Source organism: Aeromonas sp. FDAARGOS 1405, from assembly GCF_019048265.1.
GTDB classification, from domain to species: domain Bacteria; phylum Pseudomonadota; class Gammaproteobacteria; order Enterobacterales; family Aeromonadaceae; genus Aeromonas; species Aeromonas veronii_A.
In genome coordinates this window covers 1,762,147-1,777,114 of sequence record NZ_CP077311.1, presented here as the reverse complement: position 1 = coordinate 1,777,114, position 14,968 = coordinate 1,762,147, and the positions used below count along the sequence as shown (strand labels likewise).

Sequence of the window (14,968 nt, the reverse complement as noted above, 5' to 3'; positions counted from 1 at the left end):
TCAACAAAGGCTTCTAGTTGTAAGGGAAAGTTAATGTTCTGTCACCTGATCTATAACCGACGACACACACCCGCCTGAATTGCCCCTCCGCACTTGTGCAAAGGGGCGATCGAACACCCTTGTGCACTGCAGCACCATGCTGTGAATCTCGAACTCTGACTTGGAATATTCAACATGCTTAACACCGTTATCGTCGGTGCCAGTGGCTACGCGGGAGCCGAACTGGCCGCACTGGTACAGAACCACCCACAACTCAAACTGTTCGGCCTCTATGTCTCCGCCGGCAGTCAGGATGCCCACAAGCGCTTCTCTTCCCTGCATCCCCAGTGGGTCGGCGCCCTCGATCAGCCGCTGCTGCCGCTGGACGACGACGGCATGACCCGGATCCTGACCCAGGCCGATCTGGTGCTGCTGGCCACCGCCCACGAGGTGAGCGCCACGCTTGCCCCCAAGTTTCTCGCCAAGGGGCTGCCGGTGTTCGATCTCTCCGGCGCCTTCCGGGTCAAGGATCAGGGCTTTTACGACAGCTTCTACGGATTCACCCACGACAGCGAACAGTGGCTGGATCAGGCCGCCTACGGTCTGGCCGAGTGGAATGCCGATGCCATCGCCAGCGCCCAGCTGGTAGCCGTACCCGGTTGCTACCCGACAGCATCGCTGTGCGCCCTCAAGCCGCTGCAGCAGGATGGCCTGATTGCCAAGGGGTGGCAGCCCATCATCAACGCCGTCTCCGGGGTTTCCGGCGCCGGGCGCAAGGCGGCCATCAACACCAGCTTCTGCGAAGTGAGCCTCAATCCCTACGGCACCTTCAATCACAGACACCAGCCGGAGATCAGCCACCACCTCGGCAAGGAGGTGCTGTTCCAGCCCCACCTTGGCAACTATGTGCGCGGCATCCTGGCCACCATCTATGTGCAGTTGGCGGACGGCGTCCCCCCCACTCAGGTGGATCAGGCCTTCCTCAAGGCTTACGAAGGCAAGCCGCTGGTGCGCCTCACCGGCCAGATGCCCTCCATCCGTGGCGTAGCGGGCACCCCTTACTGTGATATCGCCTGGCAACAGCAGGGCAACATGCTGGTGGTGGTCTGTGCCATCGACAACCTGCTCAAGGGCGCCGCCTCGCAAGCCATACAGTGCATAAATATCAAATTTGGATTTGAACCGGCCACCGGCCTGATTTAAGGACTTAGGAAGGATCTCGAACATGGACAAACAGACGTTGGTAATCAAGCTGGGCGGCGCCCTTATCGAGAACGACGAGGCGCTGACCGCCCTGTTCGCCACCCTCAAAACCTTTCTCGACGATCAGCACCGTCCGCTGGTGCTGGTACACGGCGGTGGCTGTCTGGTGGATGATCTGCTCAAGGGGCTGGGTCTTACCTCCACCAAGAAGAACGGCTTGCGGGTAACCCCGTTCGAGCAGATCCCCTTCATTGCCGGGGCGCTGGCCGGGACCGCCAACAAGCAGATGATGGCCAAGGCGATCGCCACCGGCATTCCGGCTGTGGGGCTCTGCCTGGCGGATGGCGGCCTCTGTCAGGTGACCCAGCTCGACCCGGATCTCGGCGCGGTCGGCGAGTGCAAGCCGGGCAACCCGGCGCTGGTGGCGGGGATCCTAGGTCAGGGCTTCCTGCCGGTAGTGAGCTCCATCGGCATCACCGCCGAGGGGCAGCTGATGAACGTCAACGCAGATCAGGCGGCCACCGCCATTGCCGAGGCGCTCGGTGCCGATCTGGTGATGCTCTCCGACGTGAGCGGCATCCTCGATGGCAAGGGCAAGCTGGTGCCCCAGCTCGACAAGCTGACCGCGCTGGATCTGATGGAGAAAGGGGTGATCCGCGACGGCATGGCGGTCAAGGTTGAAGCGGCCCTGCACGCCGCCGAGACCCTCGGCAAGCCGGTCTGTGTCGCCAGCTGGCGTTACCCGGACCAGCTGCTCAAGCTGCTGGCTGGCGGCGCCGTCGGCACTCAAGTGGCCATTTGATCTCCACCGGAACAAGGAACATCCGATGCAACATCTTCTGAAAGACAGTGATCTGAACAAAGCCCAGATCGAAGCGCTGATTGCGCTGGGCAAAGCAGTGAAGGCCGACCCGAAGAAGTACAGCCAGGCGCTGGCCGGCAAGAGCGTGGTCACCCTGTTCGAGAAACCCTCCCTGCGCACCCGGGTCACCTTCGACATCGGCATCGCCAAGCTGGGCGGCCACAGCGTCTATCTGGATCAGCAGAACGGCGCGCTGGGCAAGCGGGAGTCGGTGAAGGATTTCGCCGCCAACCTGTCGCGCTGGTGTGATGCCATCGTCGCCCGGGTGTTCGATCACCAGACCCTGGTCGAGCTGGCAGAGCACGGCACAGTGCCGGTGGTGAACAGCCTGTGCAACCTCTACCACCCCTGTCAGGGGCTGGCCGACTTTATGACCATTGCCGAGCACTACGACGACCTGTCGAAGGTGAAGCTTGCCTACCTCGGCGATGGCAACAACGTCAGCCACTCTCTGCTGCTGCTGGGGGCGACCCTCGGCACCGACGTGACCCTCATCTGCCCGAAAGGCCACGGCCCGGATACCCAGATCTTCCTGCAGGCGCAGGCACTGGCGGCCAAGTCGGGGGCGACTATCCACATTAGCGATGACGTGGCAGATATTGAAGGGTTCGACGTGGCCTACACCGATACCTGGGTCTCCATGGGCGACAACACCCCGATGGAGCAGGTCAAAGACCTCTTTATGCCTTACCAGATCAATCAGGCCCTGCTCGACCGCACCGGCATCCAGCACGTGCTGCATTGCCAGCCGGCGCACCGGGAGCTGGAGATCACCTCGCAGGTGATGGATGGCCCCGCCTCACTCATCATGGACGAGGCCGAAAACCGGATGCATATCCAGAACGCCGTGTTGCTGACCCTTCTGGGTGGCAAGTAACACGGCACTCAACCTGAATCACGACCCTTTTATTGAATCATCATCGAATCATCACGGAGAGAAGTAACATGAGCGGAATCAACAAGATCGTACTGGCTTACTCGGGTGGACTGGATACCTCGGCCATCATCCCCTGGCTGAAAGAGCACTATGACGCCGAAATCATCGCCTTCGTGGCCGATGTCGGTCAGGAGCGCGACGATCTGGAAGGGATCGAGCAAAAAGCCATCGCCTCCGGCGCCACCAAGTGCATCATCAAGGATCTGCGGGAAGAGTTCGTCAAAGAGTACGTCTACCCGACCCTGAAGACCGGCGCCGTTTATGAGGGCACCTATCTGCTGGGCACCTCCATGGCCCGTCCGGTGATCGCCAAGGCGATGGTCGAGGCCGCACTGGCGGAAGGGGCCGATGCCATCTCCCACGGTTGCACCGGCAAGGGTAACGATCAGGTGCGTTTCGAAGGTGCGGTTGCCGCGCTGGCGCCCCAGCTGAAAGTGATCGCCCCGTGGCGGATCTGGGACATGCGCTCCCGGGAAGATCTGCTCTCCTATCTGGAGACCCGCAACATCCCCTGCAAGGCGACCTTGAAGAAGATCTACAGCCGCGATGCCAACGCCTGGCACATCTCCACCGAGGGTGGCGAGCTGGAGAGCACCTGGAACGAGCCCTCCGAAGCGGTCTGGCAGTGGACCGTACCGGCCGAACAGGCACCGGATCAGCCGGAGTACGTCAAGCTGACCGTGGCGCAGGGTGAAGTAGTGGCCGTTGACGACCAGCCGCTCAGCCCGCACCAGATCCTGATGACCCTGAACGAGCGTGCCGGCAAGCACGGCGTGGGCCGTATCGACATCACCGAAAACCGCATGGTGGGGATGAAGTCCCGCGGCTGCTACGAAACCCCGGGCGGTACCGTGATGGTCGCCGCGCTGCGCGCCGTGGAAGAGCTGGTACTGGATCGCCCGACCCGCGCCTGGCGGGAAAAGCTGGGTGCCGAGTTCTCCCATCTGGTCTATGACGGCCGCTGGTTCACCCCGCTGTGCAAGGCGATCCTCGCCTCTGCCAACGCCATCGCCGAAGATCTCGACGGTGAAGTGGTGCTGAAGATGTACAAGGGTCAGGTCACCGCGGTGCAGAAGAAGTCGCCGAACAGCCTCTACTCCGAAGATTTCGCCACCTTCGGCGCCGACGAAGTGTATGACCAGAGCCATGCCGAAGGCTTTATCCGTCTCTACACCCTGGCCAGCCGGATCCGCGCCATGAAGGAGCAGCATCAGGCCATCGGTGGCGATCACACCCACGGCTAAGCAAGCGAGATAACCCGTTGATTCCGTTGAGGGGGCATGGCCCCCTCTTCTATAGGCCGAGGGCATGGCCCCTGACCCATCATCGGCGGGTGTGACAAGAGCGACAGCGCCCGGGCCACTTCTGTGAGATAACAGGCTCGCAGAAAAACAGGGCACGATTTCAAGCTCGGTGGCCAGGGCGCCGCCGACAACGCATTCAAGGAGAGCAGTATGGCACTTTGGGGTGGACGCTTCAGTCAGGGAGCCGATAGCCGGTTCAAGCAGTTCAACGATTCGCTGCGGTTCGATTACCGGCTGGCGGAGCAGGATATTCAGGGCTCCATGGCCTGGGCCAAAGCGCTGGTGAAGGTGGGGGTGTTGACCGCCGATGAGCAGGGCAAACTGCAACAGGCGATGGAGGTGCTGCTCGCCTCGGTGCAGCAGGATCCCCAGCAGATCCTGAGCTCGGATGCCGAAGATATCCACTCCTGGGTCGAGAGCCAGCTGATTGCCGCCGTCGGCGATCTCGGCAAAAAGCTGCACACCGGCCGCTCTCGCAACGATCAGGTCGCCACCGACCTGAAACTCTGGTGCAAGGCCCAGGGCGAGCTGCTGCTCGGCTCCATCACAGCTCTGCAGCAGGGGCTGGTCGCCTCCGCCCGTGCCAATCAGGCCGCGGTGCTGCCCGGTTACACCCACCTGCAGCGGGCCCAGCCGGTCACCTACGCCCACTGGGCACTGGCCTATGTGGAGATGCTGGAGCGGGATTACTCCCGGCTGCAGGATGCCCTCAAGCGCCTCGACACCAGCCCGCTCGGCTGCGGCGCGCTGGCGGGCACTGCCTATGCCATCGACCGCGAAGCGCTGGCGCTGGACATGGGCTTTAGCGGCGCCACCCGCAACAGTCTGGACTCGGTCTCCGATCGGGATCACGTGGTGGAGCTGATGCACGTGGCGTCCCTCTCCATGACCCACCTGTCGCGCTTTGCCGAAGACCTTATCTTCTACAACACCGGCGAGGCGGGCTTTGTCGAGCTCTCCGATGCGGTCACCTCCGGCTCGTCGCTAATGCCGCAGAAGAAGAACCCGGATGCGCTGGAGCTGATCCGCGGCAAGACTGGCCGGGTGGTCGGCGCCCAGATGGGCATGCTGATGAGCCTCAAGGCGCTGCCGCTGGCCTACAACAAGGACATGCAGGAAGACAAGGAAGGGCTGTTTGATGCCCTCGATACCTGGCACGACTGCCTCGATATGGCGGCGCTGGTGCTGATCGATCTGAGGGTGAATGGTGAGCGCACCATGGCGGCGGCGCAGGGCGGCTACGCCAACGCCACCGAGCTGGCGGACTATCTGGTGGCCAAGGGGATTCCATTCCGTGAGGCGCACCATATCGTCGGTGAAACCGTGGTCTTTGCCATCAGCGTGGGCAAACCGCTGGAAGAGCTCTCCATCGGCGAGTTCCAGCGCTTCAGCCCGGTAATCGAGTTCGACGTCTACCCCAATCTGGAACTGGAAGCGACACTGGCCAAACGGGTTGCCAAAGGCGGCGTTGCCCGGGAGCAGGTAGAAGCAGCCCTGACTGCCGCCGAACAGTGGCTGGCCAAACGGGTGGGTTGATCGCGGTTGGTGATATGTGACGAGAGGGCTTAGGCCCTCTTTTTATTCCCCGGCTATCGCTTGATGTCCCTGCTGACGCAAGAATGGGCATCCGATGCGTTATGCATGGAAGCCAACTATCGATAAAGGAGTCTGCATGTATCTACCACCTTATTTCGCCACCGATGACCCCGAAGCTCTGCATAAACTGATGCAGGCACATCCGCTAGGAGCGCTGATCACCCACGGTGAGCGGGGGCTGGATGCGAACCATCTTCCGTTCGAACTGGACACGGAGAGTGGGAAGCATGGCGTCCTACGTGCCCATGTAGCCCGCAACAATCCGCTCTGGCAAGAGGCCAGGGATGGGGACGAAGTCCTGGTGATCTTCAAGGCTGCAGATGCCTATATCTCCCCTAACTGGTATCCAAGCAAGAAAGCGCATCACCAGCAGGTACCGACCTGGAACTACAGCGTTGTGCATGCTCACGGTCGCATCCAGATTCGCGACGATGCCCGCTTCGTACGCCGCCTGCTGGCAAATCTGACTCGTCATCATGAGGCCGGAGAACCGACCCCATGGAAAATGGCAGATGCCCCCCGAGACTATCTCGAGGCCAAAGTGGCTGCTGTGGTGGGAATCGAAATCGAGATAACTGGGCTAGTCGGCAAGTTCAAACTCAGTCAGAACAAGGAGGCAGCGGATCGCCAAGAGGCAGCTCACGCTTTGTACGCAAGAGGGCAGGTAGAAGTAGCCAGCGACATGGAAAACCCGCCATCACCTCCCTCATAACGTGTTAAACCAAAAACAGAAACGGCAACCCGAGGTTGCCGTTTTTTATTGCTTGCCACCGTTCACGCGCTGGCATTTAGCAGCTTGCCAACCCCATCTCCCTTGCCATTGGGCAGGGTCTGTTTAAAGGCGCCGAGCAGCTGATCGAGGTTGAGATGGCTGGCACCGAGGGAATCCTTGAGGGTATCTAGCTCGCTTTGCAGCGCATCGAGGCGTGTACTCTGGGTGCCGCTCGCCAGCTGATTGCGGGCGCTGTCGATGGCAGCCGTGAGGGATTGGCCACCATTCTCCTGCCCCAGGGTCTGCATCAGCTCCCCCATAAAGTGGTTGATGGCCGAGCGGTTCTGTTCGCTATCGGCATCCTTGATACCAAGTCGCTGGAACAGGCTCTGGACGGTCGGGGCTAGGTGCTCCTCCTGTACGGCAGGCTGCACGGGCTGGGGTTTGCTACTGCTGCCAAGCAGCTGGCTGCCCAGCTTGAGGGCGATCGAGGCAAGGGGAAGCAGGCTGCTGATCATGATATCTCTCCGCGACAACGACCCTTGATGGTGTTGCCAAGAGAAATGCATAAGCGGGGCCAGAACGATGAAAAAACGCCAGCCATAGCCAACTCATTGAGCAATCAAGCGATTTGAGTGACCGCCTCGTGCTTGGGCATGACAACTGAGGGCATCACAAGAGAGCCGGACGGCCAGCGGCTGCCGCTGCAGATCAAGGCGGCAAAGGGGTATTGCCGCAACGAACCGGAAACCGCAGGGCTACTCTTCGCTATATACCGGTACATGCCCGCCATCTCCTTGAACACATCATTTTTCATTCATGAAACTTATGGCTATTAAGATCATGTAAATTTTCTTATCTAAAATGTTCGCGCAAGATGGCTCTCAAACCGGATTTGCCGTTGCCGCTATGCTGGCCGGCAACCGCCTTCTCCCAGCCTCGTTCGTTTTATGGAGTCGCTATGTCCCTGATCACCCCCTATATCTCCCCCGAAGTCAGCCAGTTGGCTCCTAGCTTTCGCGCTCTGAGCATCACGGTGCAGGCCGCAGCCGTGGTTGACCCGAACGTGGGGGCACGCGCCCTTGATGAAGCCTGCACCGCCATGCTGACTGCCGATGTGCCGTGGGCAGAGGCGCATCTCGCCGCCTGGGGCGATCTATTCAGAAAGTTCGGCGCCAAGCCGCAGCGGACTCCCTGTTCCGCCGAAGCTCTGAGAAAACGGGTCGCCCGCGATGGCAACCTGCCCGCCATCGATCCCGTGGTCGATCTCTACAACGCCATCAGTATCCGTTACGCCATTCCGGTGGGGGGCGAAAACCTGCTTGCCTATGAGGGACTGCCGCGACTGGTGGTGGCCGATGGCAGCGAGCGGTTCGATACCATGAAGGGGGGCGAGCCGACCCACGAACCAGTGGAGCCCGGCGAGGTCGTCTGGCGGGATGACAAGGGGGTCACCTGTCGGCGCTGGAACTGGCGGCAGGGTGTACGCACCCGATTAAGTGTCGATTCGGGCCAGATGTGGTTCATTCTGGAGAGCCTGCCCGAGATGCCGCTGGCTGCGCTGCATGAGGCGGGGGAAACACTGGTCGCTAGGCTGCGGGAGATGATGCCGGAGGCGGTGATCGCGCAGTGCCTGATCGGCCATAACGAATAGGCGAGTTTCGTCTGCAGGATACAGAGAGGGGCGCCGCAGCGCCCCTCTCTCATTTCACTCTGCTCAGCCCAGCAGCATATAAAGCTGGTGCGCAGCCACCCCGGCGCACAGGCCGCCGACCGTATGGGCGACGATGGCGCGGGAGGTGAGGTGACGATAGCCGAGGGCATCGAGCATGGCGGTGTGGGTGCTCAAAAAGCCGCTCCAGCACATCCCCATGGCGGTAAACACCGCGACCTCGTTGCCGGTGATCCACCCCTTGGCAATAAAGGGGGGCACCAGCGACATGGCGGCACCGACCGCACCGAGCGAGGTAGCCGGGAAAGCGACCAGCTCCGGCTGCTGGAAGCCAAACAGCAGGTCAAACAGCCAGCTTACCTTGGCAGCCAGCACCGGCAGCAGGGCAACCCCCTGAAATGCTTCGCCGGTATAGCCCTTCTCCCCCGGACCGAAGGTGAGCAGCATGACGAAGGTGCTGATGATGAGCACCCCCGGGATCACCGCCATTCCCAGCTCCACACCGGATTTGCCGCCATCGAGCAACGAGTTGAGGATCCGCAACCAGCCCGGCGCCACCTCTTTGCTGACCCCGACCTTGTGCCCCTTGGCATCAGTCGGCTCATCATCCAGCACCTCACCCACCAGCGGGCGGATCATCCGCTGCATCAGTCGGGTAGATACCACCGAGCCAACCAGAGCGCCGAGCAGCCCGATCAGCGCCGCGCTGGCGGTGGACTCCCCGCCCGGTAGCTGCAGGGTGGCCATAAAGGTCACCACGATCAGGCCCATACCGAAGGCGGTACCGAAGTTGGTCAGAGACACCAGTTGCCAGGGGGTGAAGCCCTTGCGAAAGCGGCTGTCCTTGGCGAGGCTGATCACCGCCGGGTTATCGGAGAAGAAGGTCATCAGCGCCGCCAGCGCGGTGCGCCCCGGCAAGCGGAACACCGGCTTCATCAGGGGTGCCAGCAGCACCTCCAGCAGGCGGATCACCCCGAATTCGCTCAGCAGCTGGCTGAGGGCACCGGAAAGTACGGTGATCCCCATGATGAAGAGCACGGTATTGAGTAGCAGCTGGTGGGCGGTATTGAACAGGGTGTTGACCATGGCGGAGAGGCCCATCTGGCTGCCGAGATAGCCAAACAGGCTGCCGAGGATCAGCAGCACCAGCACGGGCTCAAGCCACTCGCGGATGGTGGCCAGTCGCCCCTTTGACTCTATAACTACTTGATTTTCCATATCTATCCTGCCGTCATTCTGTGCGTGTGTGATGGTTGTTATGGTAAAAATCGGTATTGAACCAAAGAAAAAAAGCCCTTGTCTTTCGACAAGGGCTTTTCGGTTTGGCTCCTCCTGCTGGGCTCGAACCAGCGACCTGCGGATTAACAGTCCGTCGCTCTACCGACTGAGCTAAGGAGGAATTATTAGTGGTGCCCAGAGACGGAATCGAACCGCCGACACGGGGATTTTCAATCCCCTGCTCTACCGACTGAGCTATCTGGGCAAATGGTGCCGGCTACCGGAATCGAACTGGTGACCTACTGATTACAAGTCAGTTGCTCTACCTACTGAGCTAAGCCGGCACACTTTAAACCATTGTGCATGAACAAATTTTTATTTCATGGCACCAAAATTTGGTGCCCAGAGACGGAATCGAACCGCCGACACGGGGATTTTCAATCCCCTGCTCTACCGACTGAGCTATCTGGGCGTGGGCGCTATTAAACGGATTTTAAGGCGGATGGTCAACGGGAAATTTCACTTTTTGTCTCGTTCGTCTCTTTTTTGCGCAACATTAGCTATTTCTGCCACTTCCTTGGCACTGGCAGCACGTTTTCGCCCCCAGACTCTGGGTTCTTCCCCCTTAAGCAGGCGGGAGATGTTCTCGTGATGGCGGATCAGAATGAGGCAGGAGAGCAGGGAGACTGGCAGGGTATATTCGGGTTTGAGTAGATAGGTAAAGAGCGGCGTCAGCAGCACAGTAATAATGGAGGCCAGCGAAGAGTAGCCGCTCACCAGTAGCACCAGCAGCCAGGTACCGATCACCGCTCCTCCCATGGTAAAGCCGATGGGCAGCATGGTACCGAGCGCCGTAGCCACCCCTTTGCCGCCACGAAAATGAAAGAAGAGGGGATACATGTGGCCAAGACAAGCGGCAACCCCGATAAAGCCAAGGTAGACGGGTTTGATCTGCAGATACCAGGCGAGATAGACGGGAGCTGTCCCCTTGAGCACATCGAGCAGCAGTACCACCAGCGCCGCCATGCGCCCGCCGAGGCGCAGTACATTGGTGGCCCCCGGGTTGTGCGAGCCATGGTCACGGGGATCCGGCAGACCCGTGATCCGAGAAACCAGCACGGCACTGGATAGAGAACCACCCAGGTAGGCCAGAATAATCATCAAAATCGTCAGGGCCGTCATCTTGGTCGTTTTTACCACGATATGAATGGGGTATGATGCGGGCCACATTCTCTGGCGCTGGCTCGGGCTTGCCCAAAAGCGTGTCGCCCAAACCGACCGCGCGGCAAACTGCTTGCCGAGCCTGCATCCCTGCGCTGTCATCACAGCCCATCAAGAGTAAAGAAGAAGTACTGTCATGGACAAGGTGTTTATTCGCGGACTCGAAGTTTTGACCACTATCGGTGTATATGAGTGGGAGAAGGGCATTCGCCAGAAACTCTGTTTCGACCTCGAGATGGGGTTCGACAACCGTCCCGCCGCCGCAACCGACGATATCAATCTGGCACTGGATTATGCCGATCTCTCCAACAAGATTTGCGAGCATGTCAGCGGCAAGGTGGTCGAACTGGTCGAAACCATGGCCGAACAGGTTGCCATGCTGGTGTTGGCCGATGAGCGGGTACAGTGGGTCAAGGTTACCCTGACCAAACCGGGCGCCGTGCCAAATGCCGCCGGCGTCGGCGTCGAGATCTTGCGCCATCGCACGCCAGCCGCGAGCAGCAACTGATGACCACTATCTATATAAGCCTGGGATCCAATATCGAGCGGAATCGCCATATCCGCGCGGGGCTCGATGCCCTGCACGCCGAGTTTGGCGAGTTGCAGGTCTCCCGGGTATTTGAAAGCGAGGCTGTCGGCTTCAACGGCCGCCCCTTCTACAACCTGGTGGCCGCTGCAAAGACCGAGCTGCCGCTGAGCACCGTCTGCCAGCGGCTACGGGCCATGGAGTTTGCCCACGGTCGCGAGCCAGATGCCAAGAAGTTCGCCCCGCGCACGCTGGATCTCGATCTGCTGCTCTATGGTGATCTGGTCTGCGAGACACCGTTGGTGTTGCCGCGCGGCGAGATCCTCACCAATGCCTTCGTGCTGTGGCCGCTGGCCGAGCTGGCACCCACCTTGCGCCACCCAGTCGATGGCCGCACCATGGAGTCGTTGTGGCAAGCCTATGACAAGGCCTCCCAGCAGCTGTGCCCCATTCCATTTCACTGGGAAGCGTGCGAATTGCAGCATCACTGATCCCCAAGGGCGCCTCGCGGCGCCCTTGTTGTTTCACGGACAAGGTTGCTTATCACGGATAAGAAAGTGTCATTGGGCCAGCCTCTGCGAGAGTGGCAGGATAGCGCCCACCACAGGAGAACCCCATGCCACTCGATACCATTCACGACTTCAACTGCCAGCTGCTCACCGCCCTGCCCCACCAGCGCTTCGAACACGAACCGATCCTCGACTACGCCACCGATGAGAAGGTCAAAGCCCGCTTCGGCTGGCAGGCGGAGTTCAGCAAGACCCTCTTTATCAAGTTCAAGGATGGCCGCTTCGCCCTGCTGCTGACCCACAGGAATGGCCGGCTCGACAACAAGGCGGTCAAGGCCGCGCTCGGTGCCAAGCCCTCCATCTGCAGCGCCGAAGAGATGCAGGCTGAGATCGGCTGCCTGCCGGGAGCGGTCTGCCCCTTCCTGCCCCGCGCCGATATTCCGCTGCTGGTGGACCCGCAACTGCTCAGCCACTCCGCCTTCACCTGGACCCCGGGCCACCCCGAGCAGACCTTTCTGCTGGAGACGGCCCATCTGGCTGAGGTGTTGGCGCAGCTCCCCTGCGAAGTCAGCTATCTGCCCGTGACGACGGCGTAACACCATCGCGCGCCAGCTGGGCAAAGATCAGCGCCGCCAGCATGGAGAGCAAACCGACACAGAGGTAGGTGAGATGGAACCCTGCCAGCCACTGGCCATTGGCAGCTGAAGTGCCCGCCGAGAAGAGCCCCAGCAGGCTGGCCGCAATCGCCACCCCCAAACTCATGGAGAGCTGCATCACCACCGAGAGCAGGCCGTTGCCGCTACTGGCCAGGGTCGGGCTGAGATCTTGCAGCGTGAGAGTGTTCATGGCGGAGAACTGCAGCGAGTTGATGGCGCCGAAGATCGCCAGCCAGCCCAGCAGCACGCCATAGGGAAGCTGGTTGTCGATAAAGTAGAAGCTGGCGATCATGGCGCCGAGCAACAGAGTGTTGCCAATCAGGATCCGGCGATAGCCCACCCTGGGGATGAGCTTGTTCACCAGCGTCTTGGTCAGCATGGCGCCCAGCACCGTCGGGATCATGGTCATCCCCGCCTTGCTCGGGGAGAAGCCAAGCCCCAATTGCAGAAAGAGCGGGGTGAGGAACGGCATGGCACCGCTGCCGAGGCGGGCAAACAGGTTGCCCCAGACCCCGATGGCGAAGGTGGCGGTCTTGAACAGGTTCAGACTGAAGAGCGGCTGCTCCGCATTGGCAGCGTAGAGCCAGTAGCTCGCCATCGCCGCCAACCCGAAAATCAGCGCAAACAGCGCCCAGCCGGTGGAGATGCTGTGCTCCCCCAATCCCTGCAAACCGACCGACACCAGCACCATGCCGAGGCTGAACAGCACGAAGCCCTGCCAATCAAAACGGGCGGTCGCCTGACGCAGATCGGGCATAAAGTACCAGCTCGCCATAAAGCCGATCACCCCCACCGGCAGGTTGATGAGAAAGACCCAGTGCCAGCTCGCTACCTCGACCAGCCAGCCACCGAGCGCTGGCCCCATCAGCGGGCCAAGCAGCCCCGGAATGGTGACGAACGACATCACCCGCAGCAGCTCCCGCTTGTCGTAGACCCGCAGCACAGCCAATCGCCCGACCGGCATCAGCAGGGCGCCGCCAATCCCCTGCAGCACCCGGGCCGCCACCAGCATGGAGAGCGAGCCGGAGGCGGCACAAGCCAGCGAACCGAGGGTGAACAGCGAGATCGCTGCCAGATAGATGCGACGGGTACCGAACCTGTCCGCCAGCCAGCCGGAGGCAGGGATCAGCAGCGCCACCGTCAGCATGTAGGCGATCACCACCGACTGCATCTGCAGCGGGCTCTCCCCCAACGTCTCGGCCATGCTGGGCAGGGCGGTATTGAGAATGGTGCCATCCAGCGACTGCATGAAAAAGCCGACTGCCGCCAGCATGGGCAGCCACTTGCGCTGGGCAGGGCTTACCCCGAGTGAAACTTCCGCCATAACAGACCACCTCCACTTCAGGAATAAAAAGACCCGCTCTCGTTGTTACGGGCGGGTCATCTCAGACATCAGGCATCCGGCTGGCCAAGCATGGCCTTGAGCCGCTCTTCAAGGCTGGGCTCGGGAGCCTTGAGCGTATCAAGGAACAACCGCTCTATCCCCGCCTTGTCCTGAGTTTTCACGATAAACACCAGTCGGGACTGGGCCTTGCCCTCCGGCCACTCACCCAATGCCTGCAATGGATAGAGCTGACCGTGGACGCCGTGGATCACCACCGGCTGGCTCTCCCCTTCGAGCTGCAAGATCCCCTTGAGGCGCAACAGGGCATCGCCGTATTGGGCCTGCACCGCATCGATGGCGGCCAGCAGGCGAGAGGGCTTGAGCGGCTCACCGATGCGCAAAGAGAAACTCTCGATGTTGCCGTGCTCGAAGTGGGTGGGCGCAGCTGTGCCCACCTTGGCGGCGAACGGTTGCATCTTCGGTTGCATGGGGGATGCCAGCCCCTGCTTGGGGGATTCGGTGCGCAGCCAGGCCAGCAGTTGGCGCACATCGCGCCCGGCCGCTTCGTTGTAGGCGCCGAGCTTCTCCAGTACCGCTGGCGACAGTTCGCCATTGGTCACCTGCTGGATGGGGGCCGCCGGATTGAGGGCCGCCAGCTGGGCTTCGACCCGCGCCAGCTGTTCGCCGTCTACCAGATCGCCCTTGCTCACCACCAGCAGATCCGCCAGCGCCACCTGCTTTACCGCCTCATACTGGGCTGCCAGCTGCTGCTCGATATGACCGGCATCCACCACGGTGACGGTGCCATCGAAGCGGTAACGCTGGGCGATAAAGCCCTCTTCGCGCAGGGTAAAGAGCACGGGGGCCGGATCGGCCAGACCGGTGGTCTCGATAATCAGCCGCTTGAACGGTTTGATCTTGCGCTGGATGGCCTTCATAAAGAGCCCCTGCAACGCCTCCACCAGGGAGCCCTGCACCGAGCAGCAGATGCAGCCGGAGTCGAGCAGCATCACCTGCTCGTCCACCTGTTGCACCAGATGGTGATCCAGCCCCACCGAGCCAAACTCGTTGATGAGCACGGCGCACTCGCCAAGCTCGGGCTGCTTGACCCAGTGGTTGAGCAAGGTGGTCTTGCCGCTGCCGAGAAAGCCGGTCAGCAGGGTCACCGGGATCCTGGAGTCTTGCATATCGGTCATATCGATGACCTCCCTCTGGTCGGCAGAGTGATGAGTGAGCGGGTATCTTGCAT

At 61.0% G+C, this 14,968-nt stretch carries 15 protein-coding genes and 4 tRNA genes; 10 read left to right on the top strand and 9 right to left on the bottom strand.

Annotated elements, in window-relative coordinates; all coding sequences use genetic code 11:
* The first annotated feature begins 174 nt into the window (after positions 1 to 174).
* From argC to I6L35_RS08405, 6 genes are all read left to right on the top strand, one after another.
* Entirely contained in the window at positions 175 to 1,182 is a 1,008-nt protein-coding gene (gene argC / locus I6L35_RS08430; RefSeq protein WP_216980008.1) for an N-acetyl-gamma-glutamyl-phosphate reductase, read from the top strand.
* A gap of 22 nt (positions 1,183 to 1,204) precedes the next feature.
* Positions 1,205 to 1,984, top strand: a complete 780-nt coding sequence (gene argB, locus I6L35_RS08425) for an acetylglutamate kinase (RefSeq protein ID WP_005336097.1) — start codon at positions 1,205 to 1,207, stop codon at positions 1,982 to 1,984.
* Positions 1,985 to 2,009: 25 nt separating this feature from the next.
* The gene (locus tag I6L35_RS08420; protein WP_033135648.1) at positions 2,010 to 2,921 is read left to right on the top strand and encodes an ornithine carbamoyltransferase; all 912 of its coding nucleotides are present in this window, start codon (positions 2,010 to 2,012) and stop codon (positions 2,919 to 2,921) included.
* Positions 2,922 to 2,989: 68 nt separating this feature from the next.
* Positions 2,990 to 4,225 carry an argininosuccinate synthase gene (locus I6L35_RS08415; RefSeq protein ID WP_033115910.1) on the top strand — a complete coding sequence of 412 codons (1,236 nt, stop codon included), beginning with the start codon at positions 2,990 to 2,992 and terminating at the stop codon, positions 4,223 to 4,225.
* Between the two features lie 210 nt (positions 4,226 to 4,435).
* Positions 4,436 to 5,821: an argininosuccinate lyase gene (gene argH, locus I6L35_RS08410; protein ID WP_216980007.1), complete on the top strand. Its 1,386-nt coding sequence runs from the start codon at positions 4,436 to 4,438 to the stop codon at positions 5,819 to 5,821.
* A gap of 136 nt (positions 5,822 to 5,957) precedes the next feature.
* Positions 5,958 to 6,593, top strand: coding sequence for an FMN-binding negative transcriptional regulator (locus I6L35_RS08405; RefSeq protein WP_216980006.1), 636 nt, complete (start codon positions 5,958 to 5,960; stop codon positions 6,591 to 6,593).
* 62 nt (positions 6,594 to 6,655) lie between these two features.
* Here the strand turns inward: I6L35_RS08405 and I6L35_RS08400 are convergent, their stop codons facing one another.
* Positions 6,656 to 7,111, bottom strand: coding sequence for a hypothetical protein (locus I6L35_RS08400; protein ID WP_201938577.1), 456 nt, complete (start codon positions 7,109 to 7,111; stop codon positions 6,656 to 6,658).
* 443 nt (positions 7,112 to 7,554) lie between these two features.
* On the opposite strand from I6L35_RS08400, the gene I6L35_RS08395 reads away from it, so the two are divergent.
* A complete protein-coding gene (locus I6L35_RS08395; RefSeq protein ID WP_216980005.1) occupies positions 7,555 to 8,247 on the top strand; it encodes a B3/4 domain-containing protein in 693 nt (230 codons plus the stop codon).
* A 63-nt stretch (positions 8,248 to 8,310) separates the two neighbouring features.
* Here the strand turns inward: I6L35_RS08395 and I6L35_RS08390 are convergent, their stop codons facing one another.
* The 6 genes from I6L35_RS08390 to plsY form a co-directional block, all read right to left on the bottom strand.
* A complete protein-coding gene (locus I6L35_RS08390) occupies positions 8,311 to 9,483 on the bottom strand; it encodes a nucleoside recognition domain-containing protein (RefSeq protein ID WP_216980004.1) in 1,173 nt (390 codons plus the stop codon).
* A gap of 105 nt (positions 9,484 to 9,588) precedes the next feature.
* Positions 9,589 to 9,664, bottom strand: a tRNA-Asn gene (locus I6L35_RS08385).
* Between the two features lie 8 nt (positions 9,665 to 9,672).
* Positions 9,673 to 9,748: transfer RNA gene (locus I6L35_RS08380), tRNA-Phe, on the bottom strand.
* 3 nt (positions 9,749 to 9,751) lie between these two features.
* Positions 9,752 to 9,827: transfer RNA gene (locus I6L35_RS08375), tRNA-Thr, on the bottom strand.
* 52 nt (positions 9,828 to 9,879) lie between these two features.
* Positions 9,880 to 9,955, bottom strand: a tRNA-Phe gene (locus I6L35_RS08370).
* Positions 9,956 to 10,002: 47 nt separating this feature from the next.
* A complete protein-coding gene (gene plsY / locus I6L35_RS08365) occupies positions 10,003 to 10,665 on the bottom strand; it encodes a glycerol-3-phosphate 1-O-acyltransferase PlsY (protein ID WP_041233993.1) in 663 nt (220 codons plus the stop codon).
* Between the two features lie 175 nt (positions 10,666 to 10,840).
* Between plsY and folB the strand changes: the two genes are divergently transcribed.
* From folB to I6L35_RS08350, 3 genes are all read left to right on the top strand, one after another.
* Positions 10,841 to 11,212, top strand: coding sequence for a dihydroneopterin aldolase (gene folB / locus I6L35_RS08360; RefSeq protein ID WP_005341634.1), 372 nt, complete (start codon positions 10,841 to 10,843; stop codon positions 11,210 to 11,212).
* Positions 11,212 to 11,721 carry a 2-amino-4-hydroxy-6-hydroxymethyldihydropteridine diphosphokinase gene (gene folK / locus I6L35_RS08355; RefSeq protein WP_216980003.1) on the top strand — a complete coding sequence of 170 codons (510 nt, stop codon included), beginning with the start codon at positions 11,212 to 11,214 and terminating at the stop codon, positions 11,719 to 11,721. Before folB ends, folK begins: the two co-directional genes overlap by 1 nt.
* 125 nt (positions 11,722 to 11,846) lie before the next feature.
* The gene (locus I6L35_RS08350; protein WP_216980001.1) at positions 11,847 to 12,335 is read left to right on the top strand and encodes a YbaK/EbsC family protein; all 489 of its coding nucleotides are present in this window, start codon (positions 11,847 to 11,849) and stop codon (positions 12,333 to 12,335) included.
* On the opposite strand, the gene mdtD is transcribed toward I6L35_RS08350, so the two are convergent.
* On the bottom strand, positions 12,307 to 13,719 hold the full coding sequence (gene mdtD / locus I6L35_RS08345) for a multidrug transporter subunit MdtD (RefSeq protein WP_216980000.1): 1,413 nt from the start codon (positions 13,717 to 13,719) through the stop codon (positions 12,307 to 12,309). The genes I6L35_RS08350 and mdtD overlap by 29 nt on opposite strands.
* Positions 13,720 to 13,787: 68 nt before the next feature.
* The gene (locus I6L35_RS08340; RefSeq protein WP_216979999.1) at positions 13,788 to 14,915 is read right to left on the bottom strand and encodes a GTP-binding protein; all 1,128 of its coding nucleotides are present in this window, start codon (positions 14,913 to 14,915) and stop codon (positions 13,788 to 13,790) included.
* Between the last annotated feature and the right edge of the window lie 53 nt (positions 14,916 to 14,968).